This is a genomic window from Streptomyces sp. NBC_01197 (assembly GCF_036010505.1).
Classification (GTDB): Bacteria; Actinomycetota; Actinomycetes; order Streptomycetales; family Streptomycetaceae; genus Streptomyces.
In genome coordinates this window covers 3,775,659-3,800,106 of record NZ_CP108569.1, presented here as the reverse complement: position 1 = coordinate 3,800,106, position 24,448 = coordinate 3,775,659, and the positions used below count along the sequence as shown (strand labels likewise).

Here is a 24,448-nt window from a genome sequence, read left to right as displayed (position 1 = left end):
CATCTTGTCGAGGGCGGGAGCTCCGCACGAGTGTCCGGAACGCCATGGCTCGTACAATTCCGGACGTGAAAACTGTCGCGCTAGCCATCACCGACGGGATGTTGCACTTCGAACTGTCCATGGCGTGCGAGGTCTTCGGCGCCGCCCCGGCCGTCGTACCGGGCCCCTGGTACAACCTCGTCCTCTGCGGGCCGGGCCCCGTGCGGGCCGGCCGGTTCGGGCTGGAGCCCGATCACGGACTCGACCGGCTCCCGCAGGCCGACACGGTGATCGTCCCGGGCTGGGCCGACGTCGACGAGGACCCGCCCGACGACCTGGTCGAAGCGGTGCGCGCAGCCCACAGAGCGGGCGCACGCGTGGCCTCCCTGTGCACCGGCGCATTCGTGCTGGCCGCCGCCGGCCTGCTGGACGGGCGGCGCGCAACCACGCACTGGGCGCACACCGGAACCCTGGCTGCCCGCTACCCCCAGGTGAAGGTGGACCCGGACGTTCTCTACGTGGACAACGGCAGCGTGCTCACCTCCGCCGGCAAAGCCGCCGCCATGGACCTGTGCCTGCACCTCGTCCGCCTCGACCACGGCTCGTCGATGGCCAACGTGGTCGCCCGAGGCCTCGTCGTGCCGCCTCATCGGGACGGCGGTCAGGCCCAGTTCGCCCCCACCCCGGTGCCCGACCGGGACAACCACCCGCTCGCCGAACTGTTCCCCTGGGTGATCGAAAGGCTGGACCATCCGCTGACTGTGGAGGACCTGGCCCGCCACGCGCGGATGAGCTCACGCCAGCTGGGCCGCCACTTCAGGGCGGCGACCGGCACCAGCCCGCTGCAATGGCTGCTCACTCAACGGATCCGCCACGCCCAGGAGTTGCTGGAGACCACCGACGACAGTGTCGAGACCATCGCGGCGGCCACCGGCATGGGCACCGCCACGACGCTGCGTCGGAACTTCCACCGCACGGTCGGCGTGCCCCCGAACACCTACCGTCGCACCTTCCGCCGGCGGACCGGCTCCGGCCCGGACGGTAGCCGCCAAGCCACCGGGTGGGCTACCCGTTCGACCGCGCCGTACAGCCGATGATCTTTCCCGGGCCCCGGGACGGACGGGCGGATCAGCGCAGTCCGGCGAAGAGATCGTTCTCGGGTACGGCCGCGCCGGTGGCGTCCTTGACCCGTACGTAGGTCTCCATGCCCATCAGCTCACCGAACCTCTCCTTGCCCATCTTGAGGAAGAAGATGTTCTCGCCCTGACTGGCGTGCGCGGCGAGCGCATCGAACTTCTGGCCGTGGAAGGCGGTGGTGTCCACCCACGTGGTGATCTCATCATCGGGGAGCCCGATCTCGGCCATCGCGGCGGCCTCGGCAGGATCCGGCTCCGGCATGTCCTCCTGAAACTCGCGCATGGTCTCCCCGAACCGCTGCATCATCGAGCGGGGCACCGTCGTCCAGTACACCTTCGGTGTCAGCGCGGTCATCTCCAGCGCCGCCATCGTGATGCGGTTGGCCTGGATGTGGTCGGGGTGGCCGTAGAAGCCGTTCTCGTCGTAGGTGACGACCACATCGGGCCGGTAGTGCCGCATGAGTTCCGCCAGCCGGGCGGCGCCTTCCTCAACGGGGGTCTGCCAGAAGGATCCAGGGGCGTCGTTGCTCGGCCAGCCCGTCATCCCGGAGTCGACATAGTCCAGCATCTCCAGATCGCTGACCTTCAGGACGTCACAGCTCGCCTCCAGCTCCTGACGGCGCATCGAGGCGACGGCCGCCGGATCGTGTCCGGGATCACCCGGCTTGACGCCCCCCGGTCCATCACCGCAACCGCCGTCGGTACACGTCACGAGAACCGTGCGGATACCTTCCGCCGCGTACCGCGCGAGGACCCCTCCGGTTCCGGTGGCCTCGTCGTCGGGGTGGGCGTGTACTGCCATGAGTGTCAAAGGCCGGTCAGTCATGAAACAGTCCTCCTGCAGAAAAACGTCTTGGTCCGGAATACATCTTGGTTCGGAATACGTCTTGGTCCGGGCGCGCGGGCGTGCCGGGGAAACTGGGGCCCGGATGCTGGTGGGGCGGACGCCCTGGTGGTCTGGGTGCTCCCCGCCCGTGCGTCGCCGGTCCCTCGGTCGATGCAACCGCGCCGGCCGCACCGGCTGTTCCCGGCCGGGCACTTGGTCTTCCGGGCGTCGACGTTCTAAACGCGAACGAGGCACAGGCACGACCTGGAAGTACAGGCACGACCTGCAAGTACGGGCGCGCCCTGCACGTCTCAGCGCCAGGAGGGCCGGACTCTCATCCGGCACCAGCCGTGAGATCCCGATACGGGATTTGAGCCCCCTGCGCCACCGGAATCAGGTCTGCGCCATGTCCACGAACCGCGAGTAGTGCCCCTGGAACGCGACAGTGATCGTCGCCGTCGGGCCGTTACGATGCTTGGCCACGATCAGGTCGGCCTCGCCCGCACGCGGGGACTCCTTCTCGTACGCGTCCTCTCGGTGGAGCAGGATCACCATGTCCGCGTCCTGCTCGATCGAGCCCGATTCACGCAGGTCGGACACCATCGGCTTCTTGTCCGTACGCTGCTCGGGGCCACGGTTCAGCTGCGAGAGCGCAATGACCGGCACTTCGAGCTCCTTCGCCAGCAGCTTGAGGTTTCGCGACATGTCCGAGACCTCCTGCTGGCGGCTCTCGGGGCGCCGCGAACCGCCGGACTGCATCAGCTGCAGATAGTCGATCACGACCAGTTTCAGGTCCTGGCGTTGCTTGAGCCGTCGGCACTTCGCCCGGATCTCCATCATCGACAGGTTCGGGGAGTCGTCGATGAAGAGCGGCGCGGCGGTGACGTCCGGCATCCGCCGCGCCAGCCGCGTCCAGTCCTCGTCCGTCATGGAGCCCGAACGCATGTGGTGAAGCGCCACCCGCGCTTCCGCCGACAGCAGACGCATCGCGATCTCGTTCCGGCCCATTTCGAGCGAGAAGATCACGCTCGGCAGCGCGGCCTTGATGGAACAGGCCCGGGCGAAGTCCAGCGCCAGCGTCGACTTACCCATTGCGGGACGGGCCGCGATGACGATCATCTGGCCCGGGTGCAGACCGTTCGTCAGCGCGTCCAGGTCCGTGAAACCGGTCGGCACCCCGGACATCTGGCCGCTGCGCGAGCCGATCGCCTCGATCTCGTCGAGGGCGCCCTCCATGATGTCGCCCAGCGGCAGATAGTCCTCGGAGGTGCGCTGCTCGGTTACGGCGTAGATCTCGGCCTGGGCCGAGTTGACGATCTCGTCGACGTCGCCGTCCGCCGCGTATCCCATCTGCGTGATCTTCGTGCCGGCCTCGACCAGCCTGCGCAGCACGGCGCGCTCATGGACGATCTCGGCGTAGTACTCGGCGTTGGCGGCCGTCGGAACCGACTGGACGAGTGTGTGCAGATAGGGCGCCCCACCGACCTTCTTGATCTCGCCGCGCTTGACCAGTTCGGCAGCGACCGTGATCGGGTCGGCAGGCTCGCCCTTCGCATAGAGGTCGAGAATGGCCTGGTAGACCGTCTCGTGTGCGGGGCGGTAGAAGTCCTGGCCCTTGATGACCTCGACGACGTCGGCGATGGCGTCCTTGGAGAGCAGCATGCCACCCAGGACGGACTGTTCCGCATCGATGTCCTGCGGGGGTACGCGCTCGAACGCGGGGGATCCGCCCTCCCAGGAGCCGTTCTCCCGGCCCCGGTCGTGCTGTTCCCGGCCCCCGGCACCGTCACCGCGGCGCTGGCGGGAGACGGGCAGACGGTCACCCGGACTGCTCTCGGCCCAGGGGTCGTCCAAGGGCTCGGGAATGCTCACCGGCCCACCTCCTCCCGTCCGCTCCGCGGACCTAACCGTGCGACTCTTTCTTACGGCACGGCACCGACAAACAAGGGGCCCGACTCCGCGAACGGCGCGTCGGGCGCCGGTCCACGGTAGGCCCGCAGACCCCGTCAGCCAATCTTGTTATCCACAGGCCCTGTGGGTGACGGACCCCAGCCTGTGGGTAACTCACCAAAACCTGTGCACGGGCCGGGGGACAGCGCTGTGGACAAACTTATAGCGCTACCCCCATCACCTATCTGACCTGCGCATTCGCCGTCCACCGGCTGTGGGGGAGAAAAACTTTTCCGACTGGACCAAGATCACGACAAACAGCGCGCAGCCCAAGCTGGAACGACAGGATCAGTAAGGGTCTCATTCCTATTGCATCTCTTACCTGTGGAAGATTAGGTTGTCCCGCATGACACAGGCCTCCACGGCACCGAACCCCAGCCGCCGACGGCACGACCGGGAGATCATCTCGCTCGCCGTGCCCGCCTTCGGCGCCTTGGTCGCCGAGCCACTTTTCGTCATGGCCGACAGCGCCATCGTCGGCCACCTCGGAACCCGTCAGCTGGCGGGTTTGGGGGTCGCTGCAGCCCTGCTGAGCGCAGCCGTCAGCATCTTCGTCTTCCTCGCGTATGCCACGACATCCGCTGTGGCGCGCCGGGTGGGCGCGGGAGATCTACAGGCCGCCATCCGCCAGGGGATGGACGGCATCTGGCTCGCTCTGCTGCTCGGCGCTCTCGTCATCGCTGTCGTCCTGCCCACCGCCCCCTGGCTGGTCGGCCTCTTCGGAGCCTCGGCCGACTCCTCCCCATACGCGGTCACCTATCTGCGGATCTCCAGCATCGGCATCCCCGCGATGCTGGTGGTGCTGGCGGCCACCGGGGTACTGCGTGGCCTCCAGGACACCAGGACTCCGCTGTACGTAGCGATCGGAGGATTCGCAGCCAACGCCGCACTCAACGTGACGCTCGTCTACGGAGCCGGACTGGGAATCGCCGGATCCGCCTTGGGCACGGTGATCGCCCAGTTCGCCATGGTCGCCGTCTATCTGGTGGTGGTCGTACGGGGGGCGAGGAAGCACGGCGCTTCCCTGCTCCCGGACGCCGCAGGGGTACGGGCCTGTGCCCAGGCCGGGGTCCCCCTGTTGGTCCGTACTCTCTCGCTGCGTGCGGTCCTGATGACAGCGACCGCTGTGGCGGCCCATCTGGGCGACACCGATGTGGCCGCACACCAGATCGTGCTCTCGCTCTGGAGCCTTCTGGCGTTCGCCCTGGATGCCATCGCCATCGCCGGACAGGCGATCATCGGCCGCTATCTGGGGTCAGGGGATGCCGAAGGGGCGAAGGAGGCCTGCCGCCGCATGGTGCAGTGGGGCATCGCCTCAGGAGTGGTGCTGGGCGCGCTGGTCGTGGCAACCCGACCGCTGTTCGTCCCGCTGTTCACCGGCGACCAGGCGGTACGGGACGTACTGCTGCCGGCCCTACTGGTCGTGGCGGTCACTCAGCCGATCTCCGGCATCGTCTTCGTCCTGGACGGTGTGCTGATGGGCGCGGGCGACGGCCGTTATCTGGCCTGGGCCATGGTCGTCACCCTGGCCGTCTTCACCCCGGCGGCACTCCTGGTGCCGACACTGGGCGGCGGACTGACCGCACTCTGGTGGGCGATGGCTCTGATGATGGCGGTCCGGACGGTGACTCTCTGGCTCCGGGCCCGCTCGGGCCGCTGGATCGTCACGGGCGCCACCCGCTGACCCCCGGGCCGAACCCAGCGGACTCGGGTAGCCGACTCTGGTAGCCGACTCGGCGGGGGGTCGGCCGACGCACTCTGCGTGCCAATGCAATGGACTCGCGGCGGCAGGCTGCGCAGCAGAGCGGCCGCCGGATGTTCCACGTGAAACGGCGAATGGGCCGCCTCCCGAAGGAGACGGCCCATTCCATGCTCTGCCGAGCGCAGCAGTTACGCGGCGACGACCTCGATGCCGAGCTGTGCGGCAACGTCGGCGTGCAGACGCACGGACACCTGGTGGGCGCCCAGGGTCTTGATCGGCGCACCGAGCTCGACGCGACGCTTGTCGACCACGGGGCCACCGGCAGCCTTGATCGCCGAGGCGATGTCGGCCGGGGTGACGGAACCGAAGAGACGGCCGGCGTCGCCGGAGCGAACGGCCAGACGGACCTTCACGCCCTCGAGCTTGGCCTTGACCTCATTGGCCTGCTCGATGGTCGCGATCTCGTGGATCTTGCGGGCGCGGCGAATCTGCGCCACGTCCTGCTCGCCACCCTTGGTCCAGCGGATCGCGAAACCACGCGGGACCAGGTAGTTGCGGGCGTAACCGTCCTTGACGTCCACGACGTCGCCGGCGGAACCGAGGCCAGCGACCTCGTGGGTGAGGATGATCTTCATTTTTCGGTCACCCTTCCCTTATCGCGCAGTGGACGTGTAGGGCAGCAGCGCCATCTCACGGCTGTTCTTGACAGCCGTGGCGACGTCACGCTGGTGCTGCGTGCAGTTGCCGGTAACGCGGCGGGCACGAATCTTGCCACGGTCGGAAATGAACTTCCGCAGCATGTTCGTGTCCTTATAGTCCACGTACTGGGTCTTGTCCTTGCAGAAAGCGCAGACCTTCTTCTTAGGCTTGCGCACAGGCGGCTTCGCCATGGTGTTTCTCCTGTGTGATCAAGAAGTGGGGTACGAGCTGCCCTAGAAGGGCGGCTCGTCCGAGTAGCCACCGCCGGAGCCGGAACCGCCGGAGCTTCCGCCCCAGCCGCCCCCGCCCTGCTGCTGGCCACCGCCGGCCGGCGCGTTGGAGGCCCACGGGTCGTCGGCGGCTGCACCGCCACCGCCCTGCTGGCCTCCGCTGGGGGCTCCGCCCCAGTTGCCGCCGCCCTGCTGCTGGCCACCGCCGCCGCCGTAACCACCCTGGCCGCCCTGACCGCCTCGACCGGTGGTCTTGGTGACCTTGGCCGTGGCCGTCTTGAGGCTGGGGCCGACTTCCTCGACGTCCAGCTCGTAGACCGTGCGCTTGACGCCCTCGCGGTCCTCGTAGGACCGCTGCTTCAGTCGGCCCTGCACGACGACGCGCATGCCTCGCTGAAGCGATTCCGCGACGTTCTCCGCCGCCTGACGCCAGACCGAGCAGGTGAGGAACAGGCCTTCGCCGTCCTTCCACTCATTGGTCTGCTTGTCGAAGATGCGGGGAGTGGACGCGACACGGAACTTCGCGACTGCCGCACCGGACGGGGTGAAGCGCAGCTCGGGGTCGTCGACGAGATTGCCGACGACCGTGATGACGGTCTCGCCTGCCATGGGTGAACCTCTCGGCGGGGGATTGCTTGGCTGCTTGGTGCTACTCGGACCCGATGACTGCTGAGCTAGATGCTCAGTGGGTCTCGGGGCGGAGGACCTTGGTCCGGAGGACCGACTCGTTCAGGTTCATCTGGCGGTCGAGCTCCTTGACGACCGCAGGCTCGGCCTGCAGGTCGATGACCGAGTAGATGCCCTCGGGCTTCTTCTTGATCTCGTAAGCGAGACGACGACGGCCCCAGGTGTCGACCTTCTCCACCTTTCCTTCGCCCTCACGGACGACGGAGAGGAAAGTCTCGATCAGCGGGGAGACAGCGCGCTCCTCGAGTTCGGGGTCGAGGATGACCATCACTTCGTAGTGACGCATGTGGAACCCACCTCCTTTGGACTCAGCGGCCACGGTCGTTCCGTGGCAGGAGGGTCGTGATGCGTACGCAACGGTATCGGCAGCCACTGACAATCCGCTTTCGCGAAGAAAGGGATTGCTCACTGGACTGGGCAGACACCGGTGCAGACCGTACAGACTACCTGCACACCCGCTTCCGGTTGAAATCCGGCGGTCACAGGGCAGACTCTCTAGGTGTGGGATGTGAGCGGCGTTACAGTACGCCGCCTTATGCCAGGAGGTGCCTGATGGCTCAGGCAGCGCGACACAACCCTTCGACGCGACACAACGCCGTCACCTCTCTCTTCGCCTCGGACGGCAAGCCTCACCCGCTGGAAGACAGCCTGGGCGTGGTGGCGCTCGTACTGGGTGTGCTGGCGGTCATCGCGGCCGCGTTCAACAATCTGCATCTGCTGAGCTCCTGGGCAGGGCTGGTGGGGATCCTGGTCGGCGCCTACGGGATGTTCATCTCGATCACGACACGTGAGCGCTTCATCGTGATCCTCGGGATCGGTGCCTCTGCGGTGGGCTTCTACATCGGTATGGCGCACGGCGGCCTCTTCGGTGGTGTGGTGGGCGGCTGAGGGCCGCCGCACTACTTGTCCGATACGGCCAGTCGGGGCGCTCCACGGCAGCAGTAGGCTTCGGCGGGAGAGCCGACGCCCCTGTACCCATGGGGACACGCCTGCCGAGGAGCGCCCCGCATGAGCCTGACCCTGAGGACCATCAGCCGCGAGCAGCATCTGGCGTACATCCAGAGCCTGCCGGCGGCGAGTCACTGCCAGGTCCCCGCGTGGGCGGAAGTGAAGACGGAGTGGCGCTCGGAGAGCCTCGGCTGGTTCGACAAGGACGGCCAGATCGTCGGTGCGGGCCTGGTGCTCTACCGGCAGCTCCCCAAGATCAAGCGCTATCTCGCCTACCTTCCGGAGGGGCCGGTCCTCAACTGGTACGCCCCGAACCTCAACGAGTGGCTCCAGCCGATGCTGGCCCATCTCAAGGAGCAGGGCGCGTTCTCGGTGAAGATGGGGCCGCCGGTGGTCATCCGCCGGTGGAACGCCGCGGCGATCAAGTCGGGTATCCAGGACCCGGACGTGAAGCGGCTGCGCGACGTCGAGGCCACGCACATCGAGCCGCGGGCGTTCGAGGTGTCCGACCGGCTGCGGAAGATGGGCTGGCAGCAGGGCGAGGACGGCGGCGCCGGCTTCGGTGACGTGCAGCCGCGCTACGTCTTCCAGGTCCCGCTGGCCAACCGCTCGCTCGACGACGTCCTCAAGGGCTTCAACCAGCTGTGGCGGCGCAACATCAAGAAGGCCGAGAAGGCCGGTGTCGAGGTCGTCCAGGGCAGCTACGAGGACCTGGCGGAGTGGCAGCGGCTGTACGAGATCACCGCTGAGCGCGATCACTTCCGGCCGCGCCCGCTCTCGTACTTCCAGCGCATGTGGTCGGTCCTCAACACCGAGGACCCGAACCGGATGCGGTTGTACTTCGCCCGCCACGACGGTGAGAACGTCGCCGCGGCCACCATGCTGATCGTCGGCGGACATGTCTGGTACTCCTACGGCGCCTCCGCCAACCACAAGCGGGAAGTGCGGCCGTCGAACGCCATGCAGTGGCGGATGCTGCGGGATGCCTACGCCATGGGCGCCACCGTCTACGACTTGCGAGGCATCTCCGACTCGCTGGACGAGACGGACCACCTCTTCGGTCTGATCCAGTTCAAGGTGGGCACCGGCGGCGAGGCCGTGGAGTACATCGGTGAGTGGGACTTCCCGCTCAACAAACTGCTGCACAAGGCGCTCGACATCTATATGTCGCGCCGTTAAGGGTGATGATGGTTCCGTCGTCCCGCCCGGCGCCGTACCGTTCGGCGCTGTAAGGCTCGGCACCGTTCCGTCCCGTGGCACCCCGCCAGGCGGGGCCGCGGGGCTTCGTACCGACCCGTTGTCCGGCAAGTCAGTCCTGTTAGCCCCGTTGGATCCGTTGGAGCCCTTGGATCCGATCGTTCCATTCGTTCCGCTCGTTCCGTTCATACCTCTGATACACCGCAGCTCCGAGAAAGGTTCCGGTCCGGCCATGGCGCTGACCCTCTATGTCGACACCGCACGCTGGCGGGCGCACCAGAAGTCCGTGATCGACCGGTTCCCGGGGATCGTTCCGGTCTGCAAGGGCAATGGCTACGGCTTCGGCCACAGTCGGCTCGCGGACGAGGTGACGCGCTTCGGTTCCGAGATCATCGCGGTCGGCACCACGTATGAAGCCGCCCGGATGAAGGACTCCTTCGGCGGTGATCTGCTCGTCCTCACACCGTTCCGCCGCGGCGAGGAGCCCGTACCGCTTCCGGACCGGGTGATCCGCTCCGTCTCGTCGGTCGACGGCGTGCACGCCCTGGTGGGCGCCCGTGTGGTCATCGAGTGCATGAGCTCGATGAAGCGCCACGGCGTCTCCGAGGCGGACCTCGGCCGACTCCACGCGGCCATAGACGACGTACGCCTGGAAGGGTTTGCCCTCCACCTCCCGCTGGACCGCATGGACGGTTCCGACGCGGTCGAGGAAGTCATCGCCTGGATGGACAGGCTTCGCAACGCGCGGCTGCCTCTCCACACGATGTTCGTGAGTCATCTGAAGGCGGAAGAACTGGCGCGGCTGCAGCAGCAGTTCCCGCAGACGCGCTTCCGCGCCAGGATCGGTACGCGGCTGTGGCTGGGCGACCACGAGGCGACGCAGTACCGCGGCTCCGTCCTGGATGTCACCCAGGTCGTGAAGGGCGACCGTTTCGGCTACCGGCAGCAGAAGACCGCTTCGGACGGCTGGCTGGTCGTGGTCGCCGGCGGTACGTCGCACGGAGTGGGCCTGGAGGCGCCGAAGGCGCTGCACGGAATGATGCCGCGGGCGAAGGGCGTCGCGCGTGCGGGCCTGGCCACGGTGAACCGGAACCTGTCGCCTTTCGTGTGGGCGGGTAAGCAGCGCTGGTTCGCGGAGCCGCCGCACATGCAGGTGTCGATCCTCTTCGTTCCCTCGGACGCGCAGGAACCGAGGGTGGGAGACGAGCTGGTGGCCCATCTGCGGCACACGACGACACAGTTCGACCGTCTCGTCGATCACTGAACCCTCGGTCCGTACCGGCAACGGCCCGGACGGACCGGACGGCCCAGCAACACACCACAGCGGAGGCGGGTACCGGCACACCGGTACCCGCCTCCGCTCTCTGTGCCCGGCGCCGACGGCAGACCCTCCGGCTACTCGCGCACCGAGCCGCTGCCCCACTCGACCTGCGGGCCCTCGTAGTGGTGGGCGGCGTGCCGCGCCGGATGAGCGGCCGCGCCGAGCACGAACACGTCCTCCGCGCCGTCCAGCACACCTCCCGACGGATCGTCCGAGCCGTCCGTGCGTACGCCGTCGCGGTCCGGCATCAGGATGTCCCGCACGATCACCGCGCAGATGTAGAGCGTCCCGATCAGGTGCAGCGCGATGGCGAACTGGTAGCCCTCGGGCGGCAGTCCCTTGGGTTTGTCGCCGCTCATCGTGTACGCGAGGTACAGCCAGATACCCAGGAAGTACATGACTTCGCACGCCTGCCAGATAAGGAAGTCACGCCAGCGTGGCCGGGCCAGGGCCGCGAGTGGGATCAGCCACAGGACGTACTGCGGCGAGTAGACCTTGTTGGTGAGGATGAAAGCGGCGATGACCAGGAAGGCGAGCTGTGCGAACCTCGGGCGGCGGGGGGCCGTGAGGGTGAGGGCCGCGATCCCGGCGCAGGACAAGATCACCAGCAGTATCGCCCAGGTGTTGACGTTGCCCACGTCGAGAGGCTTGCCGGTGCGCTGGGTGATGATCAGCCAGAAGGAACCGAAGTCGACGTTCCGTTCCTGGCTGAACGTGTAGAACTTCTTCCACCCCTCCGGCGCGAGCAGCATGACGGGCAGGTTCACAACCAGCCAGGCTGCCGCCGCCCCGAACACGGCCCGTCCGTACTCACGCCACTTTCCGGCGCGCCAGCACAGGACGAGGAGCGGGCCGAGGAGCAGCACCGGATAGAGCTTGGCGGCGGTCGCGAGGCCGATCAGGACACCGAAGGCGAGCGCGCGCCCACGCGACCACATCAGCATCGCCGCAGCGGTGAGAGCGACCGCGAACAGGTCCCAGTTGATGGTGGCGGTGAGCGCGAAGGCGGGTGCGAGGGCCACCATCAGGCCGTCCCACGGGCGGCGCCGATGGGTGCGGGCGACACAGACCGCGATGACGGCCGTGCAGACCATCAGCATGGCCGCGTTGACCATCCAGTAGATCTGCTCGCGATGCTGGATGGAGCCCCCGTGCGGGGTGAGCCAGGAGGCGACCTCCATGAACAGGCCGGTGAGCACCGGGTATTCGAGGTACGACATGTCGCCGTTGATGCGGTCGAAGTACGGGACGAGGTCGTCGGCGAAACCGCGTCCGACGTAGAGGTGGGGGATGTCCGAGTAGCAGGCGTGGTTGTACTGGGATGTTGCCCCCTGAAACCACGCCCAGTCGTAGCAGGGCATCTTCTGCACCATGCCGAGAGCGAACATGCCGATCGCGACCAGTGCGACGACGCGGACAGGTGTGAGCCCGCCGACTCCGCGGGCCCAGCGCCCGGCCGGGCCGCCGATCAGCTCACTACCCGCCGCGGCGGTCTCGTCCTGCTGAGTGGGCCGCACAACGGGCTCTGCGGTCTTCAGTGCGGGCCGGTCCTCGTGCACGCTCGTCATGGCGCACATCCTGCCGTACGCGGCTGTGCCCGCGGGGAGGGCCGCCACAGCCGGGCCACACAGCCCGAGGGCCGCCATGGCAGATGAGCTGTGGCGGCCCTCGGGTGCGGACGGGCCCGGATCAGGTGACCGGGCTCAGAAGGCGGTCATCCGCCCGGCCCGCCGAACAGACCGCCACCGCCTCCGGTGCTGCCCTGGCCGCCGGTGCCGGAGGTGTCGGAGGGAGTGGGGCTGGGGCCGCCCCCGGTTCCGCCGTCCGTTCCCGCATTGGTCCCGCCGTCGTTTCCGCAGGTCCAGTCCTGCCACTTGTTGCAGGACTCGGTCGGGGAGGGCGTCGGTGAAGGTGTGTCGGACGGACTGGGCGACGGACTGGACGGTGACGGGGTCGGCGAAGGCGTATTGACCGGCGTCGGCTTCGGGCTCGCGACGCCGCCGCCGTAGACGACCTTCCCGAGCGGCTCGGGTGCCGGGAAGTCCGTGGAAGGCGTGTTGTTGAGCGCCTGCGACATGTAGTCGTGCCAGATCTGGGCCGGGAACGAGGCGCCGTGGATCTTCTTCTCGCCGCCGGTGCCATACATCTCCTCGAACTGGCGGTTCTTGCCCTTCGCGTTGTCGTCGAAGCGGTACATGTCGATGGCCGTCGAGAGCTGCGGGGTGTAGCCGATGAACCAGGCGGACTTGTTGCCGTCAGTGGTTCCGGTCTTGCCCGCGATCTGCCGGCCGGGAATCCGGGCGGCGGTGCCGGTGCCCTTGTCGACCACGGTCTTCAGCACATCGGTGACATTGCTGGCGATGGCCGTCGAGAACGCCGACTTCTCCACCTGACTGTGCTGGTAGACCGTCCTGCCCTCGCTGGTGACCTTGGTGACCGAGAACGGCTCGTTCTGCCGGCCGTTGTTGGCGAAGGTGGCGTACGCGCCGGCCATCCGGATCGCGCTCGGGCTGGAGGTGCCGATGGAGAAGGAGGGGTAGTCCGAGCTGGCCATGCTCTGTTTGTCGTCGCGCAGACCGGCGTCGATGGCTGCCTGGCGCACCTTGTCAGTGCCGACATCCATGCCGAGCTGGACATACGCGGAGTTCACGGACTCCCGCATGGCCTCGCGCAGATCGATAGGGAAGGCCGGAGCCTTACCGACGGAATCGCCGCCGTCGTTCTGCTGGAGCCACTCCTTGCCCGCCTTGTTCTTCCACACGGAACCGTCGAAGTTCCTGATCTTCAGGTCGTTCTGGCCGCTGTAGAGGCTCTTGGGCGAGACGATTGTCCGGTCCGAATCGGGCTGGTCCGCGCCGAGGGCCGGATTGCGCTTCCCGTACTCCAGGGCGGCCGCCAGCACGAAGGGCTTGAAGGTCGACCCGACCTGCGCGCCGGTGTAGTCGGCGTTGTTCGTGTAGTGCTTCGTCGCGTCCTCGCCGCCGTAGATGGCGGCGATGGCGCCGGTCTGCGCGTTCACCGACGCTCCGCCGAACTGGACGTGGGTGTCCGTGTTCGGCCGCTGGCCGGGCTTGATCTTCGCCTTGCGGACCTTCTCGACGGACGACTCCAGCTCCTTGACCTTCTTCTTGTCGAAGGTCGTGTGGATCTGGTAGCCACCCTTGGCGAGATCCTCGGACGTGATGCCCTGCTTGTTGTTGTTGACGAAATACGACTTCGCGAGGTCGACGAGGTAGCCGGTCTGACCGCCCAGCTGGGCATCCTTCTTCGGCGGGTCGACCTTGGGGAACGTCTTGTACTTCGCCCGCTCCGCTGCGGGAAGACGGCCGTCCTTGACCATCTGGTCGAGGATCCACTTCCAGCGGCTGGTCGCCCGCTGGAGGTTGGCCTTCGGCGTCGCCGCGGGGTCGATCTCGACGGCACCCGCCGGGTCGAAGTAGCTGGCGCCCTTGAGTAGCGTGGCGAGGAACGCGCACTGGCTCGGGTTGAGCTTTTCGGAGTCCACCCCGAAGTACGTACGGGCCGCGGCCTGGATCCCGTAGGCGCCCCGCCCGTAGTACGACGTATTGAGGTAGTCGCTCATGATGTCGCTCTTCTTCATCTTGGCGCCGACCTTGATGGAGATGAACAACTCCTTGAACTTGCGGCTGAGCGTCTGTTCCTGGCCGAGCCGCGAGTTCTTCACGTACTGCTGGGTGATCGTCGAGCCACCCTGGGTCTGACCGCCCTTGGCCATGTTGAACACGGCGCGCGCGATGCCCATGGGGTCGACGCCCTTGTCCTTGTAGAAGGACTTGTTCTCGGCCGAGACCACCGAGTTCTGCATCGCGCTGGGAATCTGGGCGAGCGGCACGATCTGCCGGTTGATCTCACCGCCCGTGGCGACCATCTGACTGCCGTCGGACCAGTAGTAGACGTTGTTCTGCGCCTGCGAGGTCTTGTTGGCGTCCGGGATGCCCACCATGGCGTACGCGATGGTGCCCGCGGCGAGGATGCTGCCGACGAAGCCGACGAAGAGCCCGGTCACGAGCCGCCAGGAGGGCACCCAGTGGCGCCAACCGTGCAGGTTCGCCCGCGGGTAGTCGATGAACCTCTTCTTCTTCGGACCCCGGTCACGGCCGCCTTCCGGGCCGCCGCGCCCGCCCCGGCCGCCGATGCCGGGACCGCGCCGCCCGCCGCGGCCGCCGCCCGCTTCGGCGGCACGACGACGTCCGCCGCGCTGGGCAGCCCGTCTGGCTTCGGCGCGGCCGCCGTAGGGGCGTTCCTCCTCATCCTGGGAACCAGAAGGTGACCCGGTGGTGGTTCGCGGGGGAGCTGCGCGGCGGCCGGAAGGCTGCTGGGCGTCTCGCCTGGCCGCGGCACGTCCACCACTCTGCGACTGTGGCGGTTTGCGACGGTGCTCGCTCATCGAACGACTACTCCTCGGGCAGGCATTAACGCCTGGAAACGGCAACTGAGTTCCGGTCCCCCCGATGCGCGGACGGCCCCTCGGGAGGGCGCATCCGCAGTACGCAAGGACCCTCGGCCGGGCCCGTACGCGTTGCATTCCGTGGACCGAGACGGCTGACGTCCCCTGGTGTCACTCGGCCCCCGGCGGTCTGCATGCCGCACAGACTACGCACGCGCAAAAGGTTTCCGGTGCCGAGGTTCCGCTCAAATCAGGCAAGTTGATGCCTGTGAATCGACGATGTGATGCCGCTCACGATGGCCCCACTTGTCGCAAACGCAAGCTCGTTCTATCGTGCTGATGTATCGAGTCGATACATCAGCACGGCATAAGTGACCCGGACGACAGAGGAGGCGAAGGTTGAGCAGGCGCTCCGGCATCCTCGAATTCGCCGTACTCGGTCTGCTCCGAGAGTCCCCCATGCACGGCTATGAGCTGCGCAAACGCCTGAACACCTCACTGGGGATCTTCAGGGCCTTCAGTTACGGGACCCTCTACCCCTGCCTCAAGACGCTGGTCACCAGCGGCTGGTTGATCGAGGAACCGGGCAGCGCCCCGGAGGATGCAGTAGCGGCTTCACTCGCAGGGCGCCGCGCCAAGATCGTCTACAGGTTGACCGCGGACGGTAAGGAGCATTTCGAAGAGCTTCTCTCGCACACCGGACCGGACACCTGGGAGGACGAGCATTTCGCTGCCCGTTTTGCCTTCTTCGGGCAGACGGAGCGCGAGGTGCGGATGCGGGTGCTGGAAGGCCGCCGCAGCCGGCTGGAGGAGCGTCTTGAGAAGATGCGCGCCTCTCTGGTCCGGACGCGCGAGCGGCTGGACGACTACACGCTTGAGCTGCAGCGGCACGGCATGGAGTCCGTGGAGCGCGAAGTGCGCTGGCTGAACGAGCTCATCGAGAGCGAGCGTGCGGGCCGGGATCAGCGACGATCCCCCGACGCCGACGCCGCTCAGCAGGACATATCAGGAGATACGGGCGGCCTGCCCCGGCATCGGGGTACCACCCCGCCGGATCCGTCCGAGGACATCGCTAAGTGAAGCTCTGCGTCCGCAGGGTTTCGTCGAGAACACAGGGAGCAACCGGAATGGGTTCGGTTCGCGTAGCCATCGTCGGCGTGGGTAACTGCGCCGCCTCGCTGGTGCAGGGCGTCGAGTATTACAAGGACGCAGATCCGGCCGGCAAGGTGCCCGGCCTGATGCACGTCCAGTTCGGCGACTACCACGTAGGTGACGTCGAGTTCGTCGCCGCCTTCGATGTCGACGCGAAGAAGGTCGGCCTCGACCTCGCGGATGCCATCGGCGCCAGTGAGAACAACACCATCAAGATCGCCGACGTGCCGAACACCGGTGTGAAGGTCCAGCGCGGCCACACCCACGACGGTCTCGGCAAGTACTACCGCGAGACGATCGAGGAGTCGGACGAGGCTCCGGTCGACATCGTCCAGGTCCTCAAGGACAAGCAGGTGGACGTCCTCGTCTGCTACCTGCCCGTCGGTTCCGAGGTCGCTGCGAAGTTCTACGCGCAGTGCGCCATCGACGCCAAGGTCGCGTTCGTCAACGCTCTCCCGGTCTTCATCGCCGGCACCAAGGAGTGGGCGGACAAGTTCACCGAGGCGGGCGTGCCGATCGTCGGTGACGACATCAAGTCGCAGGTGGGCGCCACCATCACGCACCGCGTCATGGCCAAGCTCTTCGAAGACCGCGGTGTGCGTCTCGAGCGCACCATGCAGCTGAACGTCGGCGGCAACATGGACTTCAAGAACATGCTGGAGCGCGACCGCCTGGAGTCCAAGAAGATCTCCAAGACGCAGTCGGTCACCTCCCAGATCCGCGACCGTGACCTGGGCGCCGACAACGTCCACATCGGCCCCTCGGACTACGTGGCCTGGCTGGACGACCGCAAGTGGGCGTACGTGCGCCTTGAGGGGCGTGCCTTCGGTGACGTTCCGCTGAACCTCGAGTACAAGCTCGAGGTGTGGGACTCCCCGAACTCCGCCGGTGTCATCATCGATGCCGTGCGCGCCGCGAAGATCGCCAAGGACCGCGGTATCGGCGGCCCGATCCTCTCCGCCTCCTCGTACTTCATGAAGTCGCCGCCCGTGCAGTACTTCGACGACGAGGCCTACGAGAACGTCGAGAAGTTCATCAAGGGCGAGGTGGAGCGCTGAAGCTCGCCCTGAGAACGGTCGACCGCTGACCGCTGAGGGCCCCGGACAACCTGTCCGGGGCTCTTCCCATGCCCTGGCGCCCGGGGCCGGCCCATGACCGCCGCGCAGGGCTCACCCCCAGACCCGCCCTCCGGCACAGTCACCTTCAACTGCGCAGCATTTACTGCATCTATGGCCCGTTTTCGATGCACGTATGTGTCACATCAGAGCCACAGACTCCTTCTCAGCGACAGAAATATCGGAGCGGCCCGCTATTTTACGGGCGTTGACAACTGCGCATACGCGCACCGCTTCAAGGGGGATCCCAACCATGTCTACTCCGCCGCCCCAGGGCCAGAACCCATACGCCCAGCAGCCCAATGCTCCCTACGGACAGCCTCAGGGCGGCAATCCGTACGGACAGCAGCCGCAGCAGCCCGGCCCGTACGGACAGCCGGGACAGCCCGGCGTTCCGCAGCAGCCGTCGCCGTACTTCAACCAGGGCGGTGGCCAGATACCGATGGCTCCAGTGGCGCCTCGTCCTGCTGGCAACGGCAAGAAGATCCTGAGGATCGTCATCGCGGTGGTCGTTATCGGCGTGGCGGCCTTCAGCTGGTACTCCAGCCAGAACGACGCCGACACGGCCAAGGTCGGCGACTGCATGCATCGAGGCAGCTCCAGCGATACCGACCCGAAGCTTGAGGTCGTGGACTGCAGTGATGCGAAAGCCCAGTACAAGGTCGCCGAGAAGAAGGATGGCGACGAGACCTGCGACCGCACCAGGTACAACTCGTACACCGAGACCGGCGGCAGCAAGGACTTCACTCTCTGCCTGACGGACTACAAGAAGTAGCCCGCTGGAGACAGGTCACGAAGGGGGTGGTGTTTCACGTGAAACACCACCCCCTTCGCTGTGCCGGCCGTCATGTTTCACGTGAAACATGACCTCAGTTCTGCGCAGCCCACCACTCCTTGAGCGCTGCGACCGCCACGTCATGCTCCATCGGCCCGTTCTCCAGCCGCAGCTCAAGCAGGAACTTGTAGGCGTTGCCGATCACAGGCCCTGGCCCGACACCCAGGATCTCCATGATCTGGTTGCCGTCCAGGTCCGGACGGATGGAGTCGAGTTCTTCCTGCTCCTGCAGATGCGCGATGCGCTCTTCCAGGCCGTCATACGCACGCGAGAGGGCGTTGGCCTTGCGCTTGTTACGTGTGGTGCAGTCCGACCGTGTGAGCTTGTGCAGCCGCTCAAGCAGCGGTCCGGCATCACGCACATAGCGCCGCACAGCCGAGTCGGTCCACTCTCCGGTCCCATAGCCATGGAAGCGCAGGTGGAGCTCCACCAGCTTCGTGACGTCTTTCACCATGTCATTTGAGTACTTGAGCGCGGTCAGACGCTTCTTGGTCAGCTTCGCGCCCACCACCTCGTGGTGATGGAAGGAGACGCCACCGTCCTTCTCGAAGCGCCGTGTCTTGGGCTTACCGATGTCATGGAGCAGAGCCGCCAGCCGGAGCACCAGGTCAGGACCGTCCTGCTCCAGGTCGATGGCCTGCTCCAGCACGGTCAGTGAGTGCTCGTACACGTCCTTGTGCCGGTGGTGCTCATCACTCTCCAGACGCAGCGCGGGAAGTTCGGGGAGAACCCATTCAGCGAGGCCGGTGTCGACAAGGAGGGCGAGGCCCTTACGCGGGCTCGCGGACAGCAGCAGCTTGTTGAGCTCGTCACGTACGCGCTCCGCCGAGACGATCCCAATGCGCTCGGACATCGCCGTCATCGCGGCGACAACCTCGGGCGCAACCTCGAATCCCAGCTGAGCCGCGAACCGGGCGGCCCGCATCATGCGCAACGGGTCGTCGGAGAACGAATCCTCCGGCGTACCAGGGGTACGCAGCATCCGTCCGGCAAGGTCCTCCAGACCACCGTGCGGATCGATGAATGCCTTCTCGGGAAGAGCGACCGCCATCGCATTGACTGTGAAATCGCGACGCAGGAGGTCTTCCTCGATGGAGTCGCCGTAGGACACCTCAGGCTTACGCGAGGTCCTGTCGTAGGCCTCGGAGCGGTATGTCGTGACCTCGATCAGATAGCCGTCCTTCTGGCAGCCGACCGTTCCGAAAGCAATTCCGACTTCCCACACCGCATCGGCCCAGGGCCGCACGATCTTCAGTACGTCGTCGGGACGGGCGTCGGTGGTGAAGTCCAGGTCATTGCCGAGCCGGCCGAGCAGCGCGTCCCTGACCGACCCTCCGACCAGAGCGAGGCTGTGCCCGGCATCCTGGAAACGGCGGGCGAGGTCGTCTGCGACCGGGGACACCCGCAGCAGTTCTGTGACCGCGCGGTGCTGCACCTGACTCAGTGCACTGGAATTGTCATCATTGGCGTTCGGCACAACAGAAAAGGGTACGTGCCCGGGCCGACCGGAGCGTCCCCATTTCCCGGCAGCTGTGACCCCTCTCCTGATCATGTGGAGCAGTCCGCGGCACTTGGGCCCAGGGCACATCGTTACCATGCGTGGACGCAGCAACCGAGAACCACCGAATCAGCTGACGAAGACGAGGGACGGGCAAGCGCGTGGCCGAGGCGGCACACTTCCAGGAGATGACTCCCTCTCCTGCCCGCCGGTGGCTGCGGCGCACAGCGTCGCTGCTCGCCGGTGGAACGCTCATGGCGGGCCTTATCTACGGCCCGGCAGCGGCCCCTGCACAGGCCGCAGTCACCGCGCAGAGTACCGGCGCCGTAGCCGTCAGTCTCGATGCGCTGTCCCCCAGCGCACCGGTGAAGGGCGACAGCGTCACCATCACGGGGACGGTGACGAACAAGCACATGGAGACCGTCACCGACGCCCACGTCGGTGTTCGCGTGGGACCGCGCCTGGCCGGCAGATCCGCCATCGACGACGCGACGAAGCACTCCTCTGACCTCCCGGGTGCAGACCCCCGGGAAATCGGCGGCAAGTACACGGCGAAATTCGCGAAGCTGCCCCCGGGGATCAGCGAGGACTTCTCGATCTCGGTCCCCGTGAGCAAGATGGATCTCGGTGTGGACGGCGTGTACCAGCTCGGCGTCTCGCTCTCCGGGCAGACGGCCGGCGCCCCGTACGAGCAGGTGCTCGGCATCCAGCGGACCTTCCTGCCCTGGCAGCCCACACCGCAGAGCAAGAAGACACAGATCACCTCGGTGTGGCCGCTCATCTCGAAGGTCCATCTGCGAGCCGAGACCAGCACCGACGCCCAGCAGACGCCGGTCTTCGAGAACGACGACCTGGCGGAGGAGCTCGCGCCCGGCGGCCGACTGGAGCAGATGGTCTCGCTGGGCCGCTCCCTGCCGGTCACGTGGGTCATCGATCCGGATCTGCTGGCGAGCGTCGACGCGATGACCCGGAACTATCAGATCCAGGTAGGAGACACCCAGGTCGCGGGCAAGAACCAGGCCGTCGCCAAGAAGTGGCTGAGCGACCTGGAGGACGCGGTAAAGGGCCAGAAGGTCGTCGCGCTGCCGTTCGCGGATCCCGATCTTGCCTCTCTGGCCCACCACGGCAAGAACGTCCCCGGCGCGCTGAGCCATCTGCAGTCGGCCACCGAGATCGCCGGCACGACCGTGCAGACGATCCTGCACGTGAAGGCGTCCACCGATTTCGCCTGGCCGGCCAGTGGCGCGATCGACCCTTCGATCGTTGATGTGGCCACCTCTGCCGGGGCGCACAACGTGATCGCCAGCAGCGACAGCCTGGAGGAGACGGCCGGACTGCCGTACACGCCCACAGCGGCCCGGCCCATCGGCGGCGGCACCACGGCCGTGGTTTCCGACTCCCGGCTCTCCAATGCCTTCCAGGGCGACATGGCCGAGGCAGGTGCCTCCACTCTCGCGGTGCAGAACTACCTCGCCCAGTCCCTGGCTCTGAACCTGCAGGAGCCCTCCAAGCAGCGCAGCATCGTCGTCGCCCCCCAGCGGATGCCCTCCGTCAGCCAGGCACAGTCGATGGCGAGCGCGCTGCGCACTCTGGACGAGAACCGCTGGACCCAGCCCCTCAACCTCATCGACGCGGCCAAGGCCAAGGCGGACCCCAATGCGACGACGACGGTGCCGAGCTCATCGGTGTACCCGTCGTCCCTGCGCCGCCAGGAGCTGCCAGTGAAGGCGTTCCAGGACGTCAGGACCACGCAGTCGACGCTCGACAACTTCAAGATCATCCTTAGTCAGCCGGATCGGGTGGTGACGCCGTTCAGCAACGCCATGGACCGGTCCCTGGCGACCTCGTGGCGGGGGGATACCAAGGGGGCAAGGGCCTACCGAAGCGGGGTCCAGTCCTATCTGCGGAGCCTCACCGGCGAGGTGCAGATCGTCCAGAAGTCCGACATGACACTGTCCGGACGCAGTGCGACGATCCCGGTGACCGTGCAGAACAAGCTGCTTCAGCCCGTCAAGCATCTGGTGCTGAAACTGCGCTCGACCAGCCCCAACCGTCTGCAGCTCGGAGACGACAAGGCGGCCGTCGCCGAGCAGCCTCTGGAGATCGCGGGCGGTCACAGCCAGACGGTGAAGTTCACTACGTCGATCAACGCCAACGGGCCCGTCAGGGTGTATGCGCAGCTGTTCACCGAGGACGGCACGCCGTACGGCACTGCGAAGGCCATGCCCTTCACAGTGACAGTCTCGGAGATGACACTGACGGTCATGCTGGTGATCGCCGGAGGTCTGCTGCTTCTGGTGCTCGCCGGAATCCGGATGTACACGCACCGCAAGCGGACCGCCGCTCGTGCGGCCGCTGCCGGGGGCGATGACCCGGAGCAGCCGAGTGACCCGGAGACGGACACCGGAGCGGAAAACGGTAACCCGCCGGGCACGGGTGAGAAAGTGGACCGTTGAGCGATGTCGTGGCCGGCCGGCCGGGGACGATGAGGTGGGGTAACCAATGAACGCGCCGTACGACGGTGACCGTGACCAGGGTGCTGGGGGCGGGGCTGCGTATTCCGGTGGGACGCCTCCCGAGCCCCCCGCGGCCGGCCAGAACCAGCCTGCCCCGGATCCGTATGTCCAGGACGCCTACAGCTACGACCCGTATGGGGCGCACGGTCTCGGTGCCCAGGACCCGGTGGCGGAGGCGCTCTACGACCGTGCGTCCCACCCCCCGCCGCCCCCAGGTGCCTACACCGAGCCGCAGCCGATGTACCAGCAGCCGCCTGCGGCGCAGTACCCGCCGGACCCTCGGGTATGGGCACAGACCCCAGCCCCGGAGCCCGAGGGCCCGTCCCGCTACCTTCCGTACGGGGATGACGCAACGACCCAGTTCGTGGGGGTCGACGACCTGGTGACCCAGGCAGCCGACGAACCGGAACAGCAGGACGCGTTCGCCCATCTCTTCCGGGACCAGCAGGGGGCCGCCCCCGCTCCGCCTCCCGGGGGCGAGCAGGAGCCCGCCCCAGCCCCTCTCCCCGAGAAGTCGGGTGGCGCATCCGGCCTGCTCAAGTCGAGCGCGGTGATGGCCGCGGGGACCCTGGTCTCCCGCCTCACTGGCTTTGTACGCACCATGGTGATCACTGCCGCGCTCGGTGCGGCGACGCTCGGTGACTCCTTCACCGTGGCCTACACACTGCCCACCATGATCTACATCCTGACCGTGGGCGGCGGGCTCAACTCCGTATTCGTGCCGCAGCTCGTGCGCTCGATGAAGGAGGATGACGACGGCGGGGAGGCCTACGCCAACCGTCTGCTCACCGTCGTCATGGTGGCCCTCGGCATCATCGTCGGTCTCGCGGTCTTCGCGGCGCCGCTGCTGATCCGGCTGATGTCCTTGCCCATCGCCGACGATCCGGCAGCCAACAACGTCGCTGTCACCTTCGCGCGCTACTGCCTGCCCACCATCTTCTTCATGGGTGTGCACGTCGTGATGGGGCAGATCCTGAACGCCCGCGGAAAGTTCGGTGCGATGATGTGGACTCCGGTCCTCAACAACATCGTCATGATCTCCACCTTCGGACTGTTCATCTGGGTCTATGGCACCTCTGCCGACTCCCACATGAAGGTGACGACCATCCCCGCGGACGGGGTGCGGCTGCTCGGAATCGGCACCCTGCTGGGTCTGACCGTCCAGGCCCTGTCGATGATCCCGTACCTGCGTGAGGCCGGCTTCCGCTTCCGCCCGCGCTTCGACTGGCGCGGACACGGTCTCGGCAAGGCCGTGAAGCTCGCCAAGTGGACGGTCCTGTTCGTCCTCGCCAACCAGGCGGGTGTCCTGGTGGTCACCCAGCTCGCCACCGCCGCAGGCAAGGCCTCCGGCCGGTCGGGGGCGGGGATCATGGCCTACTCGAACGCGCAGCTGATCTGGGGCATGCCCCAGGCCATCATCACCGTCTCGGTCATGGCCGCCCTGCTGCCGCGGATCTCCCGCGCCGCCAATGACGGAGATGTCGGCGCGGTCCGCGACGACATCTCACAGGGACTGCGGAACTCCGCCGTGGCGATCGTTCCGGTCTCCTTCGTATTCCTCGCCCTGGGCGTACCGGTCTGCACCCTGCTGTTCGCCTCCAGCGGCGTACAGGCCTCCGAGTCCATGGGCTACGTCCTGATGGCCTTCGCCCTCGGCCTGATCCCCTACTCGGTGCAGTACGTCGTCCTGCGTGGCTTCTACGCGTACGAGGACACCCGTACCCCCTTCTACAACACGGTCATCGTCGCAGCAGTCAACGCCGCGGCCTCCGCACTCTGCTACGTCGTCCTCCCCGCCCAGTGGGCGGTGGTCGGCATGGCCGCCTCCTACGGTCTGGCTTACGCAGTCGGTGTCGGGATCGCCTGGCGGAGGCTGCGCAACCGCCTGGGCGGCGACCTGGACGGGACGCACATCCTTCGTACGTACGCCCGCCTGGCACTGGCTTCCCTCCCGGGAGCCATCGTCGGCGGGGCTGCCGGATTCGGCATCATCCGGGTGCTCGGAGTGGGTGTGCTGGGCTCGCTGGCAGCGCTCATCGTCGGCAGCGCAGTACTTCTCGGTGTGTTCTTCATCGCCGCGAAGCGCATGCGGATCGCCGAGCTCAACTCGATGGTTGCCATGGTGCGCGGTCGCCTCGGCCGCTAGGCGCCGACCGGATCGCACAACCATCGTCCGACGCCGCGTGTCGTGCATAGCGTCGGACTGTGGGCACAATTGGCATGGCTTTGCAGACTGGCCGACAGCGCGC

At 66.9% G+C, this 24,448-nt stretch carries 19 protein-coding genes; 10 read left to right on the top strand and 9 right to left on the bottom strand.

Going from position 1 to position 24,448, the window contains the following annotated elements; all coding sequences use genetic code 11:
* Window positions 1-65 precede the first annotated feature (65 nt).
* Window positions 66-1,076 (top strand): helix-turn-helix domain-containing protein, encoded by a 1,011-nt coding sequence (locus tag OG452_RS17280; protein WP_327296491.1) that lies wholly within the window; start codon window positions 66-68, stop codon window positions 1,074-1,076.
* A 31-nt stretch (window positions 1,077-1,107) separates the two neighbouring features.
* Here the strand turns inward: OG452_RS17280 and OG452_RS17275 are convergent, their stop codons facing one another.
* On the bottom strand, window positions 1,108-1,941 hold the full coding sequence (locus OG452_RS17275; protein ID WP_327296490.1) for a PIG-L family deacetylase: 834 nt from the start codon (window positions 1,939-1,941) through the stop codon (window positions 1,108-1,110).
* A gap of 393 nt (window positions 1,942-2,334) precedes the next feature.
* The gene (gene dnaB / locus OG452_RS17270) at window positions 2,335-3,813 is read right to left on the bottom strand and encodes a replicative DNA helicase (RefSeq protein WP_327296489.1); all 1,479 of its coding nucleotides are present in this window, start codon (window positions 3,811-3,813) and stop codon (window positions 2,335-2,337) included.
* Window positions 3,814-4,237: 424 nt separating this feature from the next.
* Here dnaB and OG452_RS17265 point away from each other — a divergent pair, with 424 nt between their 5' ends.
* The gene (locus tag OG452_RS17265; RefSeq protein ID WP_327296488.1) at window positions 4,238-5,575 is read left to right on the top strand and encodes an MATE family efflux transporter; all 1,338 of its coding nucleotides are present in this window, start codon (window positions 4,238-4,240) and stop codon (window positions 5,573-5,575) included.
* A gap of 206 nt (window positions 5,576-5,781) precedes the next feature.
* Here OG452_RS17265 and rplI read toward each other — a convergent pair whose 3' ends face one another.
* The 4 genes from rplI to rpsF all read right to left on the bottom strand — a co-directional run bounded on the left by rplI (window position 5,782) and on the right by rpsF (window position 7,495).
* Complete coding sequence (rplI, locus tag OG452_RS17260) at window positions 5,782-6,228, bottom strand: 50S ribosomal protein L9 (protein ID WP_266855245.1); 447 nt, start codon at window positions 6,226-6,228, stop codon at window positions 5,782-5,784.
* A gap of 18 nt (window positions 6,229-6,246) precedes the next feature.
* Window positions 6,247-6,483: a 30S ribosomal protein S18 gene (rpsR, locus tag OG452_RS17255; protein ID WP_003967857.1), complete on the bottom strand. Its 237-nt coding sequence runs from the start codon at window positions 6,481-6,483 to the stop codon at window positions 6,247-6,249.
* A 42-nt stretch (window positions 6,484-6,525) separates the two neighbouring features.
* Entirely contained in the window at window positions 6,526-7,131 is a 606-nt protein-coding gene (locus OG452_RS17250; RefSeq protein ID WP_327296487.1) for a single-stranded DNA-binding protein, read from the bottom strand.
* A gap of 73 nt (window positions 7,132-7,204) precedes the next feature.
* Window positions 7,205-7,495, bottom strand: a complete 291-nt coding sequence (rpsF, locus tag OG452_RS17245) for a 30S ribosomal protein S6 (RefSeq protein WP_164258274.1) — start codon at window positions 7,493-7,495, stop codon at window positions 7,205-7,207.
* A 266-nt stretch (window positions 7,496-7,761) separates the two neighbouring features.
* On the opposite strand from rpsF, the gene OG452_RS17240 reads away from it, so the two are divergent.
* The 3 genes from OG452_RS17240 (at window position 7,762) to OG452_RS17230 (ending at window position 10,618) form a co-directional block, all read left to right on the top strand.
* Window positions 7,762-8,097 (top strand): hypothetical protein, encoded by a 336-nt coding sequence (locus OG452_RS17240; protein WP_327296486.1) that lies wholly within the window; start codon window positions 7,762-7,764, stop codon window positions 8,095-8,097.
* Window positions 8,098-8,217: 120 nt separating this feature from the next.
* A complete protein-coding gene (locus OG452_RS17235; RefSeq protein WP_327296485.1) occupies window positions 8,218-9,336 on the top strand; it encodes a lipid II:glycine glycyltransferase FemX in 1,119 nt (372 codons plus the stop codon).
* Between the two features lie 250 nt (window positions 9,337-9,586).
* Window positions 9,587-10,618, top strand: coding sequence for an alanine racemase (locus tag OG452_RS17230; protein WP_327296484.1), 1,032 nt, complete (start codon window positions 9,587-9,589; stop codon window positions 10,616-10,618).
* A gap of 131 nt (window positions 10,619-10,749) precedes the next feature.
* On the opposite strand, the gene OG452_RS17225 is transcribed toward OG452_RS17230, so the two are convergent.
* Entirely contained in the window at window positions 10,750-12,252 is a 1,503-nt protein-coding gene (locus OG452_RS17225) for a glycosyltransferase family 87 protein (RefSeq protein WP_327299666.1), read from the bottom strand.
* Between the two features lie 137 nt (window positions 12,253-12,389).
* A complete protein-coding gene (locus tag OG452_RS17220; protein ID WP_327296483.1) occupies window positions 12,390-15,083 on the bottom strand; it encodes a transglycosylase domain-containing protein in 2,694 nt (897 codons plus the stop codon).
* Window positions 15,084-15,482: 399 nt separating this feature from the next.
* Between OG452_RS17220 and OG452_RS17215 the strand changes: the two genes are divergently transcribed.
* From OG452_RS17215 to OG452_RS17205, 3 genes are all read left to right on the top strand, one after another.
* A complete protein-coding gene (locus tag OG452_RS17215; RefSeq protein WP_327296482.1) occupies window positions 15,483-16,163 on the top strand; it encodes a PadR family transcriptional regulator in 681 nt (226 codons plus the stop codon).
* A gap of 47 nt (window positions 16,164-16,210) precedes the next feature.
* Window positions 16,211-17,293: an inositol-3-phosphate synthase gene (locus tag OG452_RS17210; RefSeq protein WP_266855238.1), complete on the top strand. Its 1,083-nt coding sequence runs from the start codon at window positions 16,211-16,213 to the stop codon at window positions 17,291-17,293.
* A 310-nt stretch (window positions 17,294-17,603) separates the two neighbouring features.
* Complete coding sequence (locus OG452_RS17205; RefSeq protein ID WP_327296481.1) at window positions 17,604-18,125, top strand: LppU/SCO3897 family protein; 522 nt, start codon at window positions 17,604-17,606, stop codon at window positions 18,123-18,125.
* 94 nt (window positions 18,126-18,219) lie between these two features.
* On the opposite strand, the gene OG452_RS17200 is transcribed toward OG452_RS17205, so the two are convergent.
* Window positions 18,220-19,662 (bottom strand): CCA tRNA nucleotidyltransferase, encoded by a 1,443-nt coding sequence (locus OG452_RS17200; RefSeq protein WP_327296480.1) that lies wholly within the window; start codon window positions 19,660-19,662, stop codon window positions 18,220-18,222.
* A gap of 182 nt (window positions 19,663-19,844) precedes the next feature.
* On the opposite strand from OG452_RS17200, the gene OG452_RS17195 reads away from it, so the two are divergent.
* A complete protein-coding gene (locus tag OG452_RS17195; protein WP_327296479.1) occupies window positions 19,845-22,139 on the top strand; it encodes a DUF6049 family protein in 2,295 nt (764 codons plus the stop codon).
* Window positions 22,140-22,185: 46 nt separating this feature from the next.
* Complete coding sequence (murJ, locus tag OG452_RS17190; protein WP_327296478.1) at window positions 22,186-24,345, top strand: murein biosynthesis integral membrane protein MurJ; 2,160 nt, start codon at window positions 22,186-22,188, stop codon at window positions 24,343-24,345.
* Window positions 24,346-24,448: the final 103 nt, after the last annotated feature.